The organism is Aeromonas sp. S9(2024) (genome assembly GCF_041403185.1).
Classification (GTDB): domain Bacteria; phylum Pseudomonadota; class Gammaproteobacteria; order Enterobacterales; family Aeromonadaceae; genus Aeromonas; species Aeromonas enteropelogenes.
This window is the reverse complement of the sequence record NZ_JBGLRE010000007.1, coordinates 23,866-43,362: the sequence shown is the minus strand read 5'-3', so window position 1 is coordinate 43,362 and position 19,497 is coordinate 23,866. Positions and strand designations below refer to the sequence as shown.

Below are 19,497 nucleotides of genomic sequence, written 5' to 3'. Positions count from 1 at the left end.
TCGCTCCCGCTGCGGGGAAGAAGGCACCCCGTCATACCCTGTGATGCTAGCACGCCAGTGGCAAAACTGTCCCCTGGGGGACATGGTAGCGAGGTCCCCCCAACGGTGAGGATAAGGGCTTTTCCCCTGTTGTTGGAGCACCCATGATCAACCCCCATCTGCTTGACGAGCTGACCCGGCGCGGGCTTATCGCCCAGAATTCCGACCCGGAGGCGCTGGCCTCCCACCTGGCCAAGCCGCGCACCGTCTATTGCGGGTTCGATCCCACCGCCGGTAGCCTGCATATCGGCCACCTGGTGCCGCTGTTGATGCTGCGTCGCTTCCAGCTGGCGGGTCACACCCCGGTGGCCCTGGTCGGCGGCGCCACCGGCCTTATCGGCGATCCCAGTTTCAAGGCAACCGAACGAACCCTCAACAGTGCCGACACCGTGCAGGGCTGGGTGGCCAGCCTGTCGGCCCAGATCAAGGCTTTGCTACCGGCCAGCGACGGACTGGCTGCCCCCGTGCTGGTCAACAATGCCGACTGGATGGGGCAGATGTCGGCCCTCGACTTCCTGCGCGACATCGGCAAGCACTTCTCGGTCAACGCCATGCTGGCGCGGGAATCGGTGCGCCAGCGGCTGGCCCGCCCGGATCAGGGCATCTCCTTCACCGAGTTCTCCTACGCCCTGCTGCAGTCCCAGGACTTTGCCGTGCTGCACCAGCGCCTCGGCTGCACCCTGCAGATTGGCGGCAACGATCAGTGGGGCAACATCACCAGCGGCATGGACCTCACCCGCCGCCTCCATCAGGCCCAGGTCTATGGCATGACCCTGCCCCTCATCACCAAGGCCGATGGTACCAAGTTCGGCAAGACCGAGGGCGGGGCAGTCTGGCTCGATCCGGCGCTCACCTCTCCCTACGCCTTCTACCAGTTCTGGCTTGGCACCGCGGACGAGGATGTCTACCGCTTCCTGCGCTACTACAGCTTCCTGCCCCTGGCGGCCATCGATGAGCTGGAGGCGGAGGATGCCACACGGCAGGGACGCAAGCAGGCGCAGCAGGTGCTGGCGGACGAGCTGACCGAACTGGTCCACGGCAAGGAGGCGCTGGCGGCGGCGCGGCGCATCAGCGAGCTGCTGTTTTGTGGCGACGTGGCCCGCCTCGGGGAGAGCGACCTGGCCCAGCTGGCGCAGGATGGTATGCCGAGCAGCCGTATCGAGGGGGAGACAGACCTGGTTAGCCTGCTGGTGAGCTGCGGCCTGGTCAGCTCGAAGCGCATCGCCCGCGAGCTGCTGGCTGCGGGGGCCATCAGCCTCAACGGCGAAATCCGGCAGGATGAACAGCTGGGCCGGGACGATCGCCTGTTTGGCCGCTACCTGCTGCTGCGCCGGGGCAAGAAGCAGTACCATCTGGTGGAGTGGCTGGATTGAGCCAGCTGACTGATACGACAAGGGGGCCGACATGGCCCCCTTGCGGTTTTCTCATTGCGGCTTGTTGGCCCCAGGCAGCGGCCGCCAGGTGAGGCGAGTCACCTGGGTGCCCTGTACCTCGCACTGGAGGCCAAGATCCTGCCACCCCTTCTCCTGACGCAGGGAGACCTCCCCCGCGATCCCCTGCTCGCCGACCTTGAGCTTATCCTGCTCGAAGATCACCTTGTCGCCCCCGGCCAGCGCCATCAGCTTGCCACTGCAGAGCCAGTGGGCAAGATCGGCCCCCTTGAGCTTGACACCACTGCTGGCCGCCTTGCGCTCCGCCGGGCTGGGGGCGAACAGCCCGGCCAGCTCGGCAGCCCGTTTGGTGAGCCAGCTCTCGCGCTGCTGCATGCTCATCTTGCTGACAAACTCGGCGGGCTGACCCTTCTCGTCCAGCCACTGGACCAGCTTGCCCCCGTCATCGAAACCGAACCGGGCGGCAGGCTCCTTCACGCCGAACAGCTTACCCCCCTTGAAGTAGTAACGGCTCTCCCCCTCCTGCTTGCCCTGCTCGTTCATGATGGGCACGGCGATGATGACGGGGACGCCGTCGATCCAGGCCTGGATGTCGACGCCGTCGTAACTCAGTAGCCGGGTATCGAGGGCACTATCGGCCCCCTTCTCCATCAGGGTGAACTGCTCTTCAAGGGGGCTTGCCACGGTAGAAAGGGAACAGAGTCCCAGCCCCAGGCCGAGGCTCAGGGCGATCACGGTATTGCGCATAAGTGTCCTGTCATTGGCCATCAAGGCCAGGGTTAACTCTCTATCAGCCAGGCGCGCAGCCCCTCGCGATGGGTCTCGCTCAGGGGCAGGGACTGGCGGGTTTGGTAATCGAAATGGATCAGGGTCGTCTCGGCGGTGACGGCCAGCTCGCCTCCCTGCCAGGCTTCCTGCCAGAGCGTGAAGGAGCTTGAACCGATGCGGCGCACCCCGGTTTTGATCAGAACCGGCTGACCGTAGAACAGCTCCCGTTTGAACTGCACCGTGTAGCCCGCGATGATCAAGTGCCAGTTGTGCACGTCCAGCTCGGGGGAGAAGATCCGGAACAGGGGATCCCGCGCCGATTCGAACCAGACCGCCGGCACCGTATTGTTGATGTGTCCGAGGGCATCTGTCTCCTGAAAACGGGGGTGGATCTGCATTTCCAGCATGGGGTGACTCCTTGTCAGCAGGGATTGGCGACTCGCCATCATTGATGGATCAAGATGTTACCCGATGAGAGACCCAAAAGGACAGGTACATGCCGCGGTGCTCGTCACCGCCATGGTGTGTCGCAACCTGGCCGGCCGGGCACCAAAAAGCCCCGCACGGCAGGCCATGCGGGGCTTGGTTTCAGGGGGGTCAGTCCAGCAGATCGAAGCGATCCGCGTTCATCACCTTGTTCCAGGCCCTGACGAAGTCACAGACGAACTTCTCCTTGCTGTCGTCCTGAGCGTAGACCTCGGCGTAGGCCCGCAACACCGAGTTGGAGCCAAACACCAGATCCACCCGGGTGGCCGTCCACTTCAGCTGGCCGCTGCTGCGCTCCCGCAGCTCGTAGAGGTTGTTGCCGGTCGGCACCCACTGGTAGGCCATGTCGGTCAGGTTGACGAAGAAGTCGGTGGTCAGGGCGCCCGCCCTGTGGGTGAAGACCCCGTGCTGGGTGCCGCCATGGTTGGTGCCCAGCACTCGCATCCCGCCCACCAGCACCGTCATCTCGTGGGCCGTCAGCCCCATCAACTGGGCGCGATCCAGCAACAGCTCTTCCGGCGTGACCACATAGTCCTGCTTCAGCCAGTTACGGAAACCGTCGGCCAGGGGCTCCAGCACGGCGAAGGAATCCACGTCAGTCTGATCCTGGCTGGCATCGCCCCGGCCCGGCGAGAAGGGTACGTTCACCGTCACCCCCGCCGCCTGGGCAGCCTGCTCTATGCCCAGATTGCCCCCGAGCACGATCAGATCGGCGACGCTCACCCCGCATTCTGCGGCCAGCTTGTCATAGACGCCCAGCACCCTGGCCAGCCGCTCCGGTTCGTTGCCCGGCCAATCCTTCTGCGGTGCCAGCCGGATGCGGGCGCCATTGGCCCCACCCCGCTTGTCGGAACCGCGGAAGGTGCGGGCACTGTCCCAGGCTGTGGTCACCAGCTCGCCGATAGTGAGACCACTGGCGGCGATCCTGGCCTTGACCGCGGCCACGTCATAGTCGCTGCGACCGGCTGGTACCGGATCCTGCCAAATCAGATCCTCGGCTGGCACATAGGGCCCCACATAACGGCTCTTCGGCCCCATGTCCCTGTGGGTCAGCTTGAACCAGGCGCGGGCGAAGGCGTCGGAGAAGGCGGCCGGATCGGCGCGAAAACGCTCGGCTATCTTGCGATATTCGGGATCGAACTTCAGCGCCATGTCGGCATCCGTCATCATCGGCTTGCAGCGGATCGAGGGGTCCTCCACATCCACCGGCATGTCCTCTTCGGCGATGTTGATGGGTTCCCACTGATGGGCGCCGGCCGGGGATTTTTGCAGCCACCAGTCGTACTTGAACAGGAGTTCGAAGTAGCCGTTGTCCCACTTGGTCGGGTGGGTGGTCCAGGCCCCTTCGATGCCGCTGGTCACCGTATCGCGACCGATACCGCGACTGCTGTGGTTCATCCAGCCCAGTCCCTGCTCCTCAAGGGCGGCCCCTTCAGGCTCGGGGCCGAGGCGTTTGGTATCCCCGTTGCCATGGGCCTTGCCAACGGTGTGGCCACCGGCGGTCAGGGCCACTGTCTCCTCGTCGTTCATGGCCATGCGGGCGAAGGTGACCCGCATATCCTGTGCAGTTTTCAGCGGATCAGGCTGACCATCCACCCCTTCGGGGTTAACGTAGATGAGCCCCATCATCACCGCCGCCAGCGGGTTTTCCAGATCCCGCTCGCCGGAGTAGCGACCGCCCGGCTTGCTGCTCGGCGCCAGCCACTCCCGCTCGGAGCCCCAGTAGATGTCTTTTTCCGGATGCCAGATATCCTCGCGGCCGAAGGCGAAACCGAAGGTCTTGAGCCCCATGGACTCATAGGCCACGGTGCCCGCCAGGATCATCAGATCGGCCCAGCTGATCTTGTTGCCGTATTTTTTCTTGATGGGCCACAGCAGGCGCCGGGCCTTGTCGAGGTTGGCGTTGTCAGGCCAGGAGTTGAGCGGGGCAAAGCGCTGGTTGCCGGTGCCGCCACCGCCACGACCGTCTGCGATGCGATAGGTACCGGCTGAGTGCCAGGCCATACGGATCATCAGGCCGCCATAATGGCCCCAGTCGGCGGGCCACCAATCCTGGCTGTCGGTCATCAGGGTCGTCACGTCCCGTTTGAGCTCGGCCATGTCGAGCTGCTTCAGGGCCTCCCGATAGTTGAAACCGGCCCCGAGGGGATTGGTCTTGCTGTCATGTTGATGGAGGATGTCGAGGTTAAGACTCTTCGGCCACCATGCCATGCCGGAGGTCTCGGCCGAGGTGGAGCCACCGTGCATGACCGGGCATTTTCCGGGGGCACTTGCTGGATGTTTGCTCATCGCTGTCCTCATTTACTTTATGGTCAATAACCTGAAACAGCATGGCACAGGGCTATTGCATATTCTGTGCGCCTACAGCCGATTTTCTCCATTTCGGGGCAGACAGAGCGATAGTGCGACTCCGTCTGTCAGCAGCCAACGGGCTGGCTACTGACGAGGATTTTCCTCCTCCGGCGGCCCTGCCAGCTCGGGCCGCAGCCAGGCGCTGCGAAAATCGAACCAGCCGAGCGCCGTCATCCGAACCCCGTGCACCCCGACCCGGCTCTCCAGCTCCAGCCAGTGATGAAACAGCGGCACAAACCAGCCCTGGCGTTGCACCTCGGCCAGCAGGGCGCGCGGGCCTGGCTCCTCGCCGCGGGTACGCCACTGGGTCAGCCCCTGCCACAAGCCCTGCTGGCCGGCCCATACCCTGCGCAGCAGCGGCGTGCCCTGCAGCCAGGCGTAGGGGGCGAAGGCATGTTCATGCTCCAGGTTGAGGGTACCGAGCCAGAGATCCACGTCTTCATCTGCCCCGCTCACCCAGCGGCCGTAATCCAGGGTACGCACCTCGAGTTCGATGTCCTGCTCTGCCAGCAGGCTGGCCATGGCCCCGGCGCACTCGTTGAACTCCAGATGCTGGTTGAAACAGGCCAGCACCAGCCGCGTCGGTCGTCGCGACGGTGCGGGCAGAGGCGAGGGCTGTGCCTCGCGCCAGTGAGGCAGAAGCCCCAGCGCGCTGGTCCAGCCCCGTTGCAGTTCGGGGGCGACCCGGGCCATCAGGGCGATGGGGTTGAGCAGCTGTGCCAGCCACTGGCGCAGGGCAGGATCCTGCAGGGATCCGGATCTGTCGTCCTGCAGCAGGAAGTAGCAGCCGGACTCGAGCTCGGACTCACCGCGCATGGTGCCCAGCTCCGGGCTGTCACGCCCCAGCTGCAGGTGGCTCTCCAGCCGCTCCGCCAGCTCGGGCAGCATCCAGATGTCGATTTCGTCGAGCAGGGCACGCAACCCGAAGTAGTCGTCGAACGCCTCCAGACACAGGTGCAGGGGATCGTTGGCGGCTACCTTGTAAGGACCCGTGCCCACCGGCTGCAGGGCAAACCCCGCCTCCCCCTTGAGCTCGCGCGGCAATATGACGGCCACCGGCTCGGCCAGCAGGTGGGGCAGCAGGGGATCCGGGCTGTCGAGGTGCAGATCCAGGGTGCGCGGCCAGGGGCTCTCCAGCCGCGCCAGATGGGCGAACAGCGGGCGATCCCGCAAGGCGAGCAGGCTCTCCATCACGTCCTCCACCGCCAGCTCGCGGCCGTGGTGAAAACGCACCGCCGGCCTCAGGTAGAAGCGCCAGTGGCAGGGGCCGAGGCACTCCCAGTGGTGGGCCAGATCCCCCTCGATTTCCCCATTTTCCTCATTTCGCCGGGTGAGGCCGTTGAAGATCTGGCGACTGAGGTGCACCTCGGAGCGGCGCATGGGGCCGGTGGGCAGCAGCTGGGGCAGCGGCCGGTAGTAGGGCACCCGCAGGATCTGGCGCCCCTCCCGGGTGGCCTGACCGAGCTGTTCGATGAGCAGCGGGGTGAGCAGATCCAGCCGATCCTCGGCCAGCCGCACCGCCTGGGCGAGTTGGCCCTGACTGAGCAGATCCCGCAGCCGGCGGCGAGTCAGGCTCTCCTGACTGTCGAGCAGGGTGAGCCTGGAACGCCGTCCCCTGCCCGCCTCCGCCGACCAGCTGAGCCAGCCCTGCTCCTGCATGCGGCGCAGCAGCAGGCGGGCATTGCGCGGAGTGCAGCAGAGCAGATCCGCCACCTCGGCGAGGCTGATCTCCCGCTCATCGCAGCCAAGCTGCTGGGCGAGTCGTTGAAATTGCTGATAGAGGCGACCGGTCGGCATAAAAGAGGAAATCCTGTTGCAATAAGTCATCAGTTTTTACTTCCGCATTTTAGCTCAATACTGCCGGTGAACATGAGAGAGAACCCACAGGAGCCCCATCATGAACCAGGTCATCCCCCCCAAACCGAACCGGATCCAGCAGTACCTGCGCCGTTACTTCAAGCGGATCCTGCCCCGTCCGCTGCCGTTTATCGAGGATCCCATGAGCCAGCTCAATCGCCTGATGCAGTGGGACATGAACCAGATCGACGACAGGGAATATCGCCGCCGCCTCTGACATGGCAGGGAATAGATACGGGAGATCTGCCTGTTTACATCGGCCACGGGACTGATAGATTGGACGTCTATCCATCCATAATGGTGACATCCAACAAGGAGTGTGTGATGAAAGATGCGACCCTGGCCCTGCACCACGGCTTTGCCAACGACCCTACCACCAAGGCGGTGGCCGTGCCCATCTACCAGACGGTGGCCTACGAATTCGAGAGCGCCCAGCACGGGGCGGATCTGTTCAACCTGGCGGTGCCGGGCAACATCTACACCCGCATCATGAACCCCACCAACGATGTGCTGGAGCAGCGGATGGCTGCGCTGGAAGGGGGCATAGCCGCGCTGGTGGTTTCGGCCGGTTCCGCCGCCATCACCTACGCCATCCAGGCGCTGACCGCCGCCGGCGACAACATCGTCTCCACGCCCCAGCTCTACGGCGGCACCTACACATTGTTCGCCCACATGCTGCCGAAATTCGGGGTCGAGGTGCGCTTTGCCAGGGATGACAGCGCCGAGGCCATCGCCGCCCTCATCGACGACAAAACCAAGGCGGTCTACTGCGAGAGCATCGGCAACCCGGCGGGCAACATAGTGGACATAGCAGAGCTGGCCAGGGTGGCCCACGCCCGCGGCGTGCCCCTCATCGTCGACAACACGGTCGCCACCCCTGTGCTGTGCAAACCCATCGAGCACGGTGCCGACATCGTCGTCCACAGCCTCACCAAATACGTCGGCGGTCACGGCAACTCGCTGGGCGGTGTGGTGGTCGACTCGGGCAAGTTCCCCTGGGCGGATCACGCCGACCGCTTCCCCCAGCTCACCCAACCCGAGCCCTCCTACCACGGGGTGGTCTACACCGAGGCCTTTGGCCCGGCGGCCTTCATCGGCCGGGTACGCACAGTGCCACTGCGCAATACCGGCGCGGCGCTCGCCCCCATGAACGCCTTCCTGCTGCTGCAGGGGCTGGAGACCCTGAGCCTGCGCATGGAGCGCCACGTGGACAACGCCCTGCAGGTCGCCCACCACCTCAAGCATCACCCCAAGGTGGCCTGGGTCAGCTACGCCGGTCTGCCGGGTCACCCTCACTACCTGCTGGCGGAGAAGTACATGGCCGGCCGCCCCTCGGCCATCCTCTCGTTTGGCCTGAAAGAGGGCTACGAGGCGGGGGTACGCTTCTACGATGCGCTGAAGATCTTCAAGCGGCTGGTCAATATCGGCGACGCCAAGTCCCTGGCCTGCCACCCCGCCTCCACCACCCATCGTCAGCTGAGCGAAGAGGAACAGGCCAAGGCTGGGGTCAAGCCGGAGATGATCCGGCTGTCGGTGGGGATCGAGGCAATCGAGGACATATTGGCAGATCTGGATCAGGCGCTGGAGGCCTGATCGCCCCCCGTAGCCCCCTCAACCGACAGCAAAGAGAAGGCCCCGCCAAGCGGGGCCTTCGTCTCTCTGGCCGAGCCGTATCAGCGACTATCGGCCGGCACCTTGTCGCGGCGGGATTTCCACCACCAGCGCAGCCGGATCTGGGAGACCAGCATGCCCGCCAGCATCAGGGAACAACCGGCGACGGCGCGCTCGTCCAGGGTCTCGCCAAGCAGCAGCACGCCCCCCACGGCGGCGAAGACGGTCTCCAGACTGAGGATGATGGCGGCGTGGGCCGGGTGGGCGCCACGCTGCCCCAGCACCTGCAAGGTGTACCCCACACCGACCGACACCACGCCGGCATAGAGCAGCGCCTGCCAACCGGCCAGGGCTCCGCCCAGAGTCGGTGTCTCGATGACGAAGGCGGTCGCAAGACTGAGCAGGCCGCAGACCACGAACTGCACCCCGGCCAGCCGGATAGGGGCGACGCGTCTGGCGTAGTGATCCAGCACCAGCAGATGAATGGCCCAGAACAGGGCGCCGATCACCTGCAGCAGATCGCCAAAGCCGATGGTGAAGTCATCGGTCACGCTCAGCACATAGAGGCCGACCACCGCGATCAGGGCCCCTACCCAGGTGTTGGCCCCCGTCTTGTGATGTAGCAGCAGGCCCAGCACGGGGACCAGTATGATGTAGAGCCCTGTGATGAAGCCCGCCTTGGCAGCCGTGGTATAGAGCAGTCCCACCTGCTGCAGGGAAGCGGCACAGAACAGTACCAGCCCGGCCAGCATGCCGCCCACCAGCAGTTGCCGGTGCGAGCCCTGAGTGACGGTCGGCTGCCTGGCCTTGAGCCACCACAGCAGGGGTAACAGGGAGAGGGCGCCGAGCAGGAAACGCAGGCCATTGAAGGTATATGGCCCCATATGGTCCATCCCCAGGCGCTGGGCGACGAAGCCCATGCCCCAGATGGTGGCGGCCATCAGCAACATCAGATTGGAACGCATGACGATTCATCCTTAAATCGGCGTTTTACGGAATATCCTGTCCAAGATACCTGCCTCCCCCGTCCCTTGTCTGCAAGGAACGCGGGTTTTATTCACAGGGCCAGCAGGGCCACCAGCAACAGGTTGCTTCTGAGGATCCAGATCACCCGGAAGTGCTGCTGGGTGGAGATCATCGGCGCCTTGCCACTGCGCAGGGAGCGGCGCCAGCGATAGAAGAGGCGGCTGGGGTAGTCGAGGGTGGCGACGATCAGCAGAAACAGCGCTGCCTTGGCGAGATATTCGGGGTGGGCAAGAAGCTGTTCCATGGTGCGGGCCTGCGCCAACACCAGCAGACAGCCGGTAACGAAGAGGCTGAACAGCGCCAGGGCGGCGATCCCGTCCACCAGCAGCAACCGGCGCACACGCACCATGGTCAGACCCCGGCGAAAGATCAGGTATTCGATGGCCAGGGCCAGGATCAGGGTTCCGATGGAACCATCATGGATGACCGGGATCAGGGGGTGTGTCAGCATTGCAAGTTTCTCATTTTCCGCCTTTAGACGTGCGCTGCGCCATCATATATGCTGGAGTCACCCGAGACGAAAAGGATAGCGTCATGTCCCCAGCCAAGCCCAGGAGCACCTGGTCTTTGATTGCCCGAATGCGGCTTGGCCTGCTGCTGCTTTTCATTCCCGTCCTGTTGCTCGGCAGCATCTACTACCTGCACATGGAGCGCACCCTGCGCCAGGAGCAGGAGAACAACCTGATGGCCCGCAACACCCAGTACCTGCATACCCTGATCGAACCCTATCTCGAAGAACTTGAACGCCAGTTTACGCTGATTTATCAGCAGGTAAATTATCAGGATTTCAGCGAGCCGCAGATCCACAACCGCGCACGCTACCTGCAGTCATGGGGTGCCTATCAGGCAGTAATGGAGCTGGATTACATCTATGTGGGCACGGAGCTGCGCCAGATGCTGATCTACCCGTCCTGGCAGGCGGATGACCAGTTCGATCCCAGAACCCGTCCCTGGTACCAGCTGGCCTCCCGCCATCCCGATCAGCTGGTCTGGACTGATCCCTACTACGACTACACCATGGGCACCCTGACTATGGCGCTGGCCAGAACCATCCAGGATCCGGCGGGCAAGCGGGTCGGCGTCCTCTCCCTCGATACCCAACTCACCCCCCTCGCCAACTGGCTAAACAAACGGGATCGGTTGGATCATCAGGAAGAGGGCTACCAGATCCTGCTCAACCAGGACGGCGTTGTGCTGGCGCACCCGGACCGCAACCTGGTGTTCAAACCCCTGCCCCAGATCGGCTGGCAGGTTCGCATGTCGGCCCCGCAGGGCTTCTTCCTCGATGAAACGAGCGACCTCATGGTGGCCTACCACCATATCCCCAGGCTGAACTGGATCCTGCTCAGCGTGGCGCCGACCGCCCATATGCAACAGGTCACCAACAGCGTCTCCATCAACGTACAGCTGATGATCGGATTCGCCTTCGTGCTCTATCTGCTGCTGGCTCTGCTCTGGTCACGTTACTTTCGCCGCATGCTGGGGGAGATCACCCTGCTGATCAGGGCCAGCCGCATCGGCAATATCAGCCCCCAGAGCAACAGCAGGATGCTGGAGCTCGCCAACGTCTACGAGGAGATGGCAGCCGCCAGCCAGGACTTTGCCCAGATCCGCCGCCAAGCCAATCAGGACAAGCTGACCACCCTCTACAACCGGCGCTTCTTCGACGAATGCCTGCAGCAGCAGCTCGATGCCGGCAAGCGAATCGGACTGGTAATGTTCGATCTGGACGACTTCAAGCGGGTCAACGACACCTATGGCCACCAGACCGGTGACGTGGTGCTCCGGCGGGTCAGCAAGCTGGGCTTGAGCCTGTTCCATGAATGGGGCTGGTTCTGCCGCTATGGCGGCGAAGAGCTGGTGCTTATCTTCCGCCTCGATGAACACACTGACGTGTTTGCCTCCCTGCTGGAAGCCTTTCGCCACGGGGTGGAGCTGCTGGAGTGGCGCGAGCCCGAGCTGCGCATCACCCTCAGCGGCGGGGTGGCCATCAGCCACACCGGCGTATCGGCCAGGACCCTGGTCGAACAGGCCGACAACGAGGTCTACCGCGCCAAGCGGGAGGGGAAAAATCGGGTCTGCTTTCCTCTGGCGTCAGCCGACCATTCCGCCCCCTCACCGACCGGCGACGGCTGATCCCCGCACTGGTTTTTCAGCATCTGGCTGCCAAGCACACCAGCCCACAGTGGCAGCCAAAACGTCCGTAAAAAAACGAGAGGCCCGCAGGCCTCTCGTGTTGCATTCGGGGGGCCAGCGTCACCGCTGCCACGCCAGCGTCGGCCAGCCCAGCTCATCTGCCAGCTGGCGCAGGGCCGGCGCCGGGTTGACCGCATGGGGGTGGGTCACCGCCTGCAGCAGCGGCAGGTCGTTGTGGGAGTCGCTGTAGCCGTGGCTCTCCCGCCAAGGGTCGGCGCTTGCGGCAAACAGCTGGTTGATGCGGGCCACCTTGCCCTCACGAAAACTGAGGGTGCCGCGGGTCTGGCCGGTCAGCATGCCGGCCTCTTCATCCAGCAGGATGGCCACGTAGTGATCCATCCCCAGCATCTGCGCCATGGGGGCCACCAGGTGCTCGCCGGAGGCGGAGATGAGCACCAGCTCGTCGCCCCGCTTGCGGTGCCACTCGATGCGCTCCACCCCCTCAGGGTAGATGCGCTCGCGCAGCACCTGCTCGGCAAAGCGGGCACAGAGCGGGTCGAGCCACTGGCGCGACTTGCCCGCCAACGGCTGCAGGGTGAAGGCCATGTACTGGTGCATGTCCATCTTGCCCTGATGGTAGAGGGACATCATGGCCTGCTCCTCGGCAATCATGCTGGCTGGCGCCAGCTCCTCGGTCACCATGTACTCCAGCCAGAGGCTGGCGGAATCCCCCGCAATCAGGGTCTCGTCCAGATCAAACAGTGCCAGTGCCATGGGCGCTCCTCGCAGTGAAAATGGAAATGTAATGCAGCGTCATGCTACCTCACAGAGTTGATCCCGGGCCACCGCCAGGGTCACGGCGCTGCCCACCGGCAGCAGATCCCGGGCCGAGCGGTTGAGGCAGTCCACCGTCAGCAGGCCCGCCGCGCAGCTCACCTGATAGCGGATCACGTTGCCTAGCAGCTGCTGCCCGCTGATAACCCCCGGCAGGTGCGGCTCGTCGCTGCGGACGCCGGCCGGCAGCAGGGAGAGGGATTCAGGTCGCAGCGCCAGCTTGCCACTGCAGTGCTGGCCGAACAGGACCTTGGCCTGCTCGCCATCGAGCAGGTTGTAGTTGCCGATAAAGCCTGCCACGAAGGCGTCGGCGGGGCGGGTGTAGATCTCCTCCGGCGTGCCGCTCTGGACGATGGATCCCTTGTTCATCAGGAAGATCCGGTCCGACATGGTGAGCGCCTCCTCCTGATCGTGGGTGACGAAGATGGTGGTGAGCTCGAGGCGCTGCTGGATCTCGCGGATCTGCTGGCGCAGGCTGCGGCGGATGCGGGCATCCAGCGCCGAGAGTGGCTCGTCCAGCAGCAGGATCCGCGGTTGTACCACCAGGGCCCGGGCCAGGGCCACCCGCTGGCGCTGGCCACCGGAAAGTTCGGCCGGATAGCGGCGCTCGAAGCCGGTCAGCTCCACCAGCGCCAGCGCCTCCTGCACGCTGGCGGCCAGATCCCGCCCCGGCTGGGGCTTCATCTTGAGGCCGAAGGCGACGTTGTCCCGCACCGTCATGTTGGGGAACAGGGCATAGCTCTGGAACACCATGCCGATGCCCCGCTTCTGGGGTTCCTGCCAGGTGATCTCTTCACCGGCCACCCGCACCTGGCCGCCATCCACCGGGGTGAGCCCGGCCAGCGCCCGCAGCAGGGTGGACTTGCCGCAGCCGGAGGGGCCGAGCAGGGTCACCAGCTCCCCCTTGCGGATGCCGAATTCAATCCCCTCGAACACTCTGGTGTCGCCGTAAGATTTGTGCAGTTGATTCACTTCTAGATGGAACATCTTGATTCACCTATGAAATCTGTTCGCCGCCCAGGTGAGCAGCAGGGTCAGCAGGAAGTAGCTCATCACCAGGGCGCTGGTGAAGTGGCCCGAGGTGGCGCGCATGTTGTAGAGGTAGACCTGCAGGGTCTCGTAACGGGTGCCCACCAGCATGTTGGCGAACACGAACTCGCCGAGCAGGAAGGAGAGCGACAAAAACAGCGCCGCCAGCAGCCCCTTGCGCAGGCAGGGGATCACCACCAGCAGAAAAGCGCGACCGCTGCTCGCCCCCAGCAGGTGGGCGGCATCCATCAGATCCCTGAGCGGCACCCCCTGCAGGCTGTTGGCCAGCGCCCGGTACATGAAGGGGAGCACCACGGTGAACCAGGTGCCGATCAGGATCCACGGCGTGCCGATAATGGGCAGAACGCCGTCGGCGTAGATCTGCAGCAACCCCACCGACGACACCACGGGCGGTACCGCGAAGGGGAGCAGGATCAACAGGTTCATCCAGGGATCCAGCTTTGGGAAGTAGTAGGCCACCACCAGCACGGTCGGCACCAGCACTAGCGTGCCGAGCAGGAGGGTGGCGAAGCAGACCAGCAGGCTTCGGCCAAACGCCGCCAGAAAGCGCGGATCGCCCCAGAGTTTGAGATACCAGTCGAGGGTGAAGCCGTCCGGCAGCAGGGTCGCCCCCCAGCGGGTAGAGATGGAGTAGATGAAGGTGGCCAGCAGTGGCAACAGCAGGGTGGCGACCAGCCCACCCAGCACCCAGCGCGGCCAACCCGGTTTCAAATCATGCATGGGATTGCCCCCTGTTCACGTAGCTCTTTTTCAGCAGCCACTGGTTGGCGGCCGTCACCACCCCCAGCAGCACCATCAGGATCACCGCCAGCGCCGCCGCCATATTGGGCTCGAGGAAGATGTCGCCGGAGACCAGGCTGGCCACCCGGATGGTTACCAGGTTGAAGTTGCCGGTGGTGAGGGCATAGGCGGAGGCATAGGCCCCCACCGCGTTGGCAAACAGGATGATCAGGGTGCCGAGCAGCGCGGGAGTGAGCACAGGCAGCGCCACGTGCCAGACATATTGGCTCTTGCTCGCGCCCAGCAGGGCGGCGGCCTGCGGCCACTCATCCTGCAACGCATCGAAGGCCGGGTAGAGCAGCAGCAGGGCGAGCGGGATCTGGAAGTAGGTGTAGATGAGGATAAGGCCGCTGCCCGAGTAGAGATTGAAGCCGTCGATGAGGCCCCAGGATTTCAGCAGCAGGGTCACGGCGCCATTGATGCCGAGAATGATGATGAAGGCGAAGGCCAGCGGTACGCCGCTGAAGTTGCCGGTCATGGTGACGAAGGCCAGCAGTACCCGCTTGACCCGCTCACCGCTGTGGCGCAGCGCGGCCGCTCCCAGGGTGCCGATGGCGAGCCCCGCCAGACTGGCGATGCCGGCGATGCGCAAGGAGTTGCCGAACGATTGCAGATAGAAGGGGGAGCTCAAAATCTCCCGGTAGTAGTCGAGGCCCCAGCCGTCTGGGGTCTGAAAGCTGCCCACCAGCACCCACACCATGGGGGCGAGCTGGAACAGGATCATCAGGAGAACGAACGGCAGCAGCACCAGGGCGGGCAGCCAGTGGCGGCGCAGCCGGCGCCGGGTGACGGTCGGTTGATCCGCGAGGATCTCGGTGGTGGCGGGCATCATCAGTGTACCTCCGGCAGGTTGCCGGCTTTGAGCAGCGGCGGGCAGCCAGGCTTGTCGTGGGAAACTCCCAGCAGGTCGGCCATCAGGGCGCAGAGCTGGGTCTGCTGCATGGCGGGACCGGCCGGCCACTGGGCCACGAACGCATCGCCAAACAGCCAGAGCGGTACCCGGCGCTCTTCGGTCAGGGTGCCGCCGTGGCTGAGATCGTTGTTCATGCCGTGATCCGAGGTGATCACCACCTGATACCCCTCCGCCAGCCACTGGGGCAGCAGGTCGGCCAAGAGGCTGTCCATGCGGCGCGCCTGATTGCGGTACTGACGGGAGTCGAGGCCGAACTGGTGGCCCGCGTCATCCACCCCCATCGGGTGGATCAAGAGAAAATCGGGGTCGTACTGGCTGCGCAGCCACTCGCCATCCATCAGCAGGTGGCTGTCTGGGTAGCCGTCATCCCAGTAGAAACAGCCGTGCTGGATGGGCAGTCGCTCGTCATGGGTGAAGCGATCCCGCGCCGCTTGCCAGGGGCTCTGGTTGTAGAGCTCGCTTATCCAGTGGTAGGCCGCCGCCGCGGTGCGTTTGCCGCCCGCCCGGGCCAGATGGAAGATGGACTCCTGCCGACTGAGACGGCTCACCCCGTTGTGGGTGATGCCGCTCTCCACCGGCGTCGTTCCGGTCAGGATGCACTCGTAGAGGGGCCGGGAGAGGGAGGGCAGGGCGCAGCTCAGGGTGGCCTGCAACCCCTGTCCCGCCTCCACCATGCCCGCGAGGTAGCCCATGCAATGGGCTACCTCGGCAGAGAGGCCATCCACAAGTACCACTATCACCTTGTGTTGCACTGGCCACTCCTTACTGCATGTTGATCATGACGGTTTCCTGCCACTGGCGCGGCAGGGCCTTGGAGCTCTGCTCCCAGGCGGCGTGATCCTGGACCGGCTTGGCATTGGCGTACTGCTCGGCCGGCAGCAGCTTGGCCTTGACGTCATCCGGCAGGGTCACGTTGCTGCGGATGGGGCGGGCATAGCCGCGCGCCAGGTTGATCTGGCCGGCATCGGAGAGGATGTACTCCCGCGCCAGCTTGGCGGCGTTGGGGTTCTTGGCCCACTTGTTGATGATGGTGGTGTAGCCGGCGATGACGGAACCGTCGCTCGGGATCACCACATCAAACTTCTTGGGGTCGATCTGGTCGCGGTAGTTCAGGGCGTTGAAGTCCCACAGCACCCCCACTTCCACCTCGCCCTTCTCGATGTTGGCGATGGTGGGGTCGTTCAGCGACAGACGGCCCTGCTGGGCCAGCTTGCCGAACAGCTCCAGCGCAGGCTTGAGGTTCTTCTCGCTGCCGCCGGTGGCATAGGCTGCCGCCAGCACGCCGTTGTTGGCCTGGGAGGCGACACCCACGTCACCCAGGGTCACCTTGTAGTCGCCGCCCAGCAGGGATTGCCAGCTGGTGGGGGCCGCCTTGACCAGATCCTTGTTGATCAGGAAGGCGATGGTGCCGGTATAGGCCAGCATCCAGTGACCGTCCGCATCCTTGGCCCAGTTCGGAATGTCGGCCCAGGTGGAGGGTTTGTAGGGCTGGGTGACCCCCTGCTTGACCGCGACCGGGCCGAAGGCACCGCCCACGTCGCCGATGTCGGCGGTGGCGTTGCCCTTCTCGGCGGCAAACTTGGCGATCTCCTGGGCCGAGCTCATGTCGGTGTCCTGATGCTTGATGCCGTAGATGCTGCCGAGCTGCTGCCAGGTATCCTTCCAGTTGGCCCAGCTGTCCGGCATGCCGACGCTGCTGAGCTGGCCTTCACCGCGGGCGGCCTTCTCGAGATCCGCGATGTTCTCGGCGGCAAACAGTGGCTGACTGATGGCCACCAGGGCCAGTGCACTTGCGATCACGCTTTTCATCATTCCATCCCTCTGGACTAGGTCAGTTAAGGTTCGAGAGGGATGCTAGAGGGGAAATATGACGGTGGTGGGGCGCTTTGATGGCAGTTTGATGACAATCGCCCTGTCATGGCGCTGTCATCCTGCACGGTTACAACTCTCACTCCGAGTGAGGCTGGACTACTCCAGCGAGAGTTGAGTCAGCCACGGCAGCCAGGATGATCGACAGGAAGATGAGCGTGATCGAACCGAGATTGAGCGAGCGGGCAGTGGCCGATGGCCGCGCCTCCAAGTGTGAACAGATTTGCCAGACCCTGCGCCGCTATATCGGCAGCGGCCAGCTGGGGGCGGGGCAGCAGCTGCCGGCCGAGCGGGCCCTGAGCGAGCGATTCGCTACCACCCGCATCACCATCAAGGAGGCGCTCTCCAGCCTCGAGGCTGACGGCCTCATCTACCGGGCCGAGCGGCGCGGCTGGTTCGTGGCACCGCCCCGCCTCACCTACGACCCCGCCATCCACACCCACTTTCACCAGTGGATCGGCGAGCAGCAGCGCACCGCCGAGACTCGGGTGCTGGCCCACGGCGGCGAGCTGGCCAGCAGCGAGCTCTGCCGCTGGATGGGGCTGGAGCCTTTCACCCCGCTCTATGAAATCCGCCGCCTGCGTCTCATCGACGGGCGCCCCGTGCTGCACGTCAGCCACCATCTGCTGGCCAGCCGCTTTCCCGATATCGCCAGCGCGCCGCTGGCCAGCTCCCTCACCGAGCTCTATCGGGAGCACTATGGCATAGGCCAGGGCGGGGCGAGCCTCGAGATCACCCCCTCGGCGGCGCGCGGCGCCATTGCCCGCGCCCTCAATCTGGCGGAGGGGAGTGCCGTGCTGCGGCTGGTGCGGGTCAACTACGACCAGCGGGGAGCGCTGGTGGATTGCGACATCGAACACTGGCGACCGGATGCCATCCGCATCTGTCTCGATACGCGAGCATTGCAGCCGCTCGCAGGCAAGCTGCCGCAAACCCGGCTCGTCGATTAGGGAATATCCAGAGCACTGCCGGGCACAGTGGCGATCCGCATCCATCTCGATACTCACACCCTGCCGCCTGCATTCGAGGGGCCATTACAGACCCTGGTCGCGGATCGGGGATGAGCCGGCGAACACAGACGGGCAGCGCGGGCGCGCATGAGGTCATGGGTATCGCCTGAACAGGCGGACAACTCCGGGAGATAAAGAGACGCGGATCCCACGGGATCCGCCGGGATCAGTTGTCGATATTGGGGATCAGGTCGTCGAAGCTCTGGTAGCCGCAGTCCGCCAGTTGCAGCGACATGGTGTAGGTCTTGCTGTGTTCCTGATGGCCGATGGCGGGGCGATTGAGCTTGAGTTCCTGATGCCAGTACTCCTTCATCCGCTCGATCAGCGCCATCGCCTCGCTCTCGTTGAGATGGAGCTGACACAGGGCCATGTAGTTGTTGGGCTTGTGCATGTTCTCCACCAGATAATCCCCCAGCACCGACATCGCCTGGCGGGCCTGCTGGCGAGCGAAGCGGCTGTGCTGCTCGAAGCTGATCCGCTCGCTGATGAGGAAGTGATAGCTGTTGTCGAGGCCAAGCTGCAGTATGCCGAGCTTCTCCAGCTTGCGCAGGTAGAGGTAGCAAGAAGCGTCGGTCAGGCCATACTCCCGCTTGAGATCGATCAGGGTCTTGTCGCGCCAGAAGATATTGGCGAGAAAAGCGTAGAGGCCGGGCTCATTGTGAAACGCCTCGTCCTGCTCCTGAGTGAAGACGGCGCGCCGACTCTGGGCATCCTGAGTGCGATCCAGCAGCTCTTCAAATGACAATCCCACCAGATGGCAGATCTCCAGCAGGGTGTCGAATGGCAGGGAGGGCTTGTTCATCATCCGTTTGACGGTAGCGATGGAAACCCCCATGGCCTCCGCCAGGGTCTGATAGCGGATCCCTTTATCGGTCAGGCTCTTTTTCAGGGTATCGAGGATCTGGTTGGCCAAGGTCTGGCTGTAGGTCATGCCACTCTTCCTTGTTGTTGCAGCTTGATTGCATGGTTATGCCGAGTCAGCTTATGAGCCACATTAAGGCATAAGGCTCAAATATTGACACCGAAAAATTGTCATCGAGAAAAAATGCCCCTGCGAAGGGCGAAGGCCAGACCAGTTACGGAAGCAAGTATCAAAAATTGATACTTGGCAGCGCATATCTTTCAACTCGTAAACATTTTACTAGTGCTGCATATAACAAGGCGCATAATCAAAACGTATCGAATTCAAGACCTTCCTGGTTGAGAAATCGATTGTTTGCTTCCAAATTTTTTGATTTTAAACCGCAAGGTTTTTTCTCTTTCCTGGCATTGAGCGGCGCTTGCAAGAGCCCCGCTCTTTTCTTTTGCCCGCATCCGGTGAAAAAGGCAATCCCTCCCCCACCAACCAAGCAGATTGGGTGCATAAAAAAGCGCC

Annotated in this window: 19 protein-coding genes; 5 read left to right on the top strand and 14 right to left on the bottom strand. The window is 63.8% G+C overall.

The features are described from left to right. Positions 1-143 precede the first annotated feature (143 nt). A complete protein-coding gene (gene tyrS / locus ACB028_RS12645) occupies positions 144-1,412 on the top strand; it encodes a tyrosine--tRNA ligase (RefSeq protein ID WP_342017481.1) in 1,269 nt (422 codons plus the stop codon). A 51-nt stretch (positions 1,413-1,463) separates the two neighbouring features. On the opposite strand, the gene ACB028_RS12640 is transcribed toward tyrS, so the two are convergent. From ACB028_RS12640 to sgrR, 4 genes are all read right to left on the bottom strand, one after another. Then, a complete protein-coding gene (locus tag ACB028_RS12640) occupies positions 1,464-2,177 on the bottom strand; it encodes a hypothetical protein (RefSeq protein ID WP_223379475.1) in 714 nt (237 codons plus the stop codon). Between the two features lie 32 nt (positions 2,178-2,209). Then, positions 2,210-2,605 (bottom strand): thioesterase family protein, encoded by a 396-nt coding sequence (locus ACB028_RS12635; protein ID WP_026457237.1) that lies wholly within the window; start codon positions 2,603-2,605, stop codon positions 2,210-2,212. Between the two features lie 190 nt (positions 2,606-2,795). Continuing rightward, positions 2,796-4,973 (bottom strand): catalase/peroxidase HPI, encoded by a 2,178-nt coding sequence (gene katG / locus ACB028_RS12630; protein WP_371144439.1) that lies wholly within the window; start codon positions 4,971-4,973, stop codon positions 2,796-2,798. A 147-nt stretch (positions 4,974-5,120) separates the two neighbouring features. Beyond that, complete coding sequence (gene sgrR, locus ACB028_RS12625; protein WP_371144438.1) at positions 5,121-6,833, bottom strand: HTH-type transcriptional regulator SgrR; 1,713 nt, start codon at positions 6,831-6,833, stop codon at positions 5,121-5,123. A 100-nt stretch (positions 6,834-6,933) separates the two neighbouring features. On the opposite strand from sgrR, the gene ACB028_RS12620 reads away from it, so the two are divergent. Together ACB028_RS12620 and ACB028_RS12615 are read left to right on the top strand one after the other, a co-directional pair. Then, the gene (locus ACB028_RS12620) at positions 6,934-7,110 is read left to right on the top strand and encodes a hypothetical protein (protein ID WP_156130297.1); all 177 of its coding nucleotides are present in this window, start codon (positions 6,934-6,936) and stop codon (positions 7,108-7,110) included. Positions 7,111-7,217: 107 nt separating this feature from the next. Next, the gene (locus ACB028_RS12615) at positions 7,218-8,486 is read left to right on the top strand and encodes an O-acetylhomoserine aminocarboxypropyltransferase/cysteine synthase family protein (protein ID WP_371144437.1); all 1,269 of its coding nucleotides are present in this window, start codon (positions 7,218-7,220) and stop codon (positions 8,484-8,486) included. 80 nt (positions 8,487-8,566) lie between these two features. Here ACB028_RS12615 and ACB028_RS12610 read toward each other — a convergent pair whose 3' ends face one another. Next, positions 8,567-9,469: a DMT family transporter gene (locus ACB028_RS12610; RefSeq protein ID WP_371144436.1), complete on the bottom strand. Its 903-nt coding sequence runs from the start codon at positions 9,467-9,469 to the stop codon at positions 8,567-8,569. A 92-nt stretch (positions 9,470-9,561) separates the two neighbouring features. Then, entirely contained in the window at positions 9,562-9,981 is a 420-nt protein-coding gene (locus ACB028_RS12605) for a DUF2214 family protein (protein WP_371144435.1), read from the bottom strand. Positions 9,982-10,064: 83 nt separating this feature from the next. On the opposite strand from ACB028_RS12605, the gene ACB028_RS12600 reads away from it, so the two are divergent. Then, the gene (locus ACB028_RS12600; RefSeq protein ID WP_371144434.1) at positions 10,065-11,666 is read left to right on the top strand and encodes a diguanylate cyclase; all 1,602 of its coding nucleotides are present in this window, start codon (positions 10,065-10,067) and stop codon (positions 11,664-11,666) included. Positions 11,667-11,786: 120 nt separating this feature from the next. Here the strand turns inward: ACB028_RS12600 and ACB028_RS12595 are convergent, their stop codons facing one another. The 6 genes from ACB028_RS12595 to ACB028_RS12570 are packed head-to-tail and all read right to left on the bottom strand — an operon-like array spanning position 11,787 to position 17,052. After that, positions 11,787-12,440, bottom strand: coding sequence for an HAD family hydrolase (locus ACB028_RS12595; RefSeq protein ID WP_371144433.1), 654 nt, complete (start codon positions 12,438-12,440; stop codon positions 11,787-11,789). Positions 12,441-12,479: 39 nt separating this feature from the next. Beyond that, entirely contained in the window at positions 12,480-13,487 is a 1,008-nt protein-coding gene (locus ACB028_RS12590) for an ABC transporter ATP-binding protein (RefSeq protein WP_371144432.1), read from the bottom strand. 6 nt (positions 13,488-13,493) lie between these two features. Next, a complete protein-coding gene (locus ACB028_RS12585) occupies positions 13,494-14,270 on the bottom strand; it encodes an ABC transporter permease (protein WP_371144431.1) in 777 nt (258 codons plus the stop codon). Continuing rightward, complete coding sequence (locus tag ACB028_RS12580) at positions 14,263-15,162, bottom strand: ABC transporter permease (protein ID WP_371144430.1); 900 nt, start codon at positions 15,160-15,162, stop codon at positions 14,263-14,265. The genes ACB028_RS12585 and ACB028_RS12580 overlap by 8 nt, the downstream gene beginning before the upstream one ends. After that, positions 15,162-15,995, bottom strand: coding sequence for an alkaline phosphatase family protein (locus ACB028_RS12575; RefSeq protein ID WP_017787902.1), 834 nt, complete (start codon positions 15,993-15,995; stop codon positions 15,162-15,164). The genes ACB028_RS12580 and ACB028_RS12575 overlap by 1 nt, the downstream gene beginning before the upstream one ends. 10 nt (positions 15,996-16,005) lie before the next feature. Continuing rightward, entirely contained in the window at positions 16,006-17,052 is a 1,047-nt protein-coding gene (locus ACB028_RS12570) for an ABC transporter substrate-binding protein (RefSeq protein ID WP_005306158.1), read from the bottom strand. 197 nt (positions 17,053-17,249) lie between these two features. Here ACB028_RS12570 and ACB028_RS12565 point away from each other — a divergent pair, with 197 nt between their 5' ends. Continuing rightward, complete coding sequence (locus tag ACB028_RS12565) at positions 17,250-18,062, top strand: UTRA domain-containing protein (protein WP_371144429.1); 813 nt, start codon at positions 17,250-17,252, stop codon at positions 18,060-18,062. Between the two features lie 226 nt (positions 18,063-18,288). Here the strand turns inward: ACB028_RS12565 and ACB028_RS12560 are convergent, their stop codons facing one another. After that, positions 18,289-19,053, bottom strand: coding sequence for a helix-turn-helix transcriptional regulator (locus tag ACB028_RS12560; RefSeq protein WP_026457035.1), 765 nt, complete (start codon positions 19,051-19,053; stop codon positions 18,289-18,291). A 238-nt stretch (positions 19,054-19,291) separates the two neighbouring features. Beyond that, complete coding sequence (locus tag ACB028_RS12555) at positions 19,292-19,486, bottom strand: hypothetical protein (protein WP_354688596.1); 195 nt, start codon at positions 19,484-19,486, stop codon at positions 19,292-19,294. Positions 19,487-19,497: the final 11 nt, after the last annotated feature.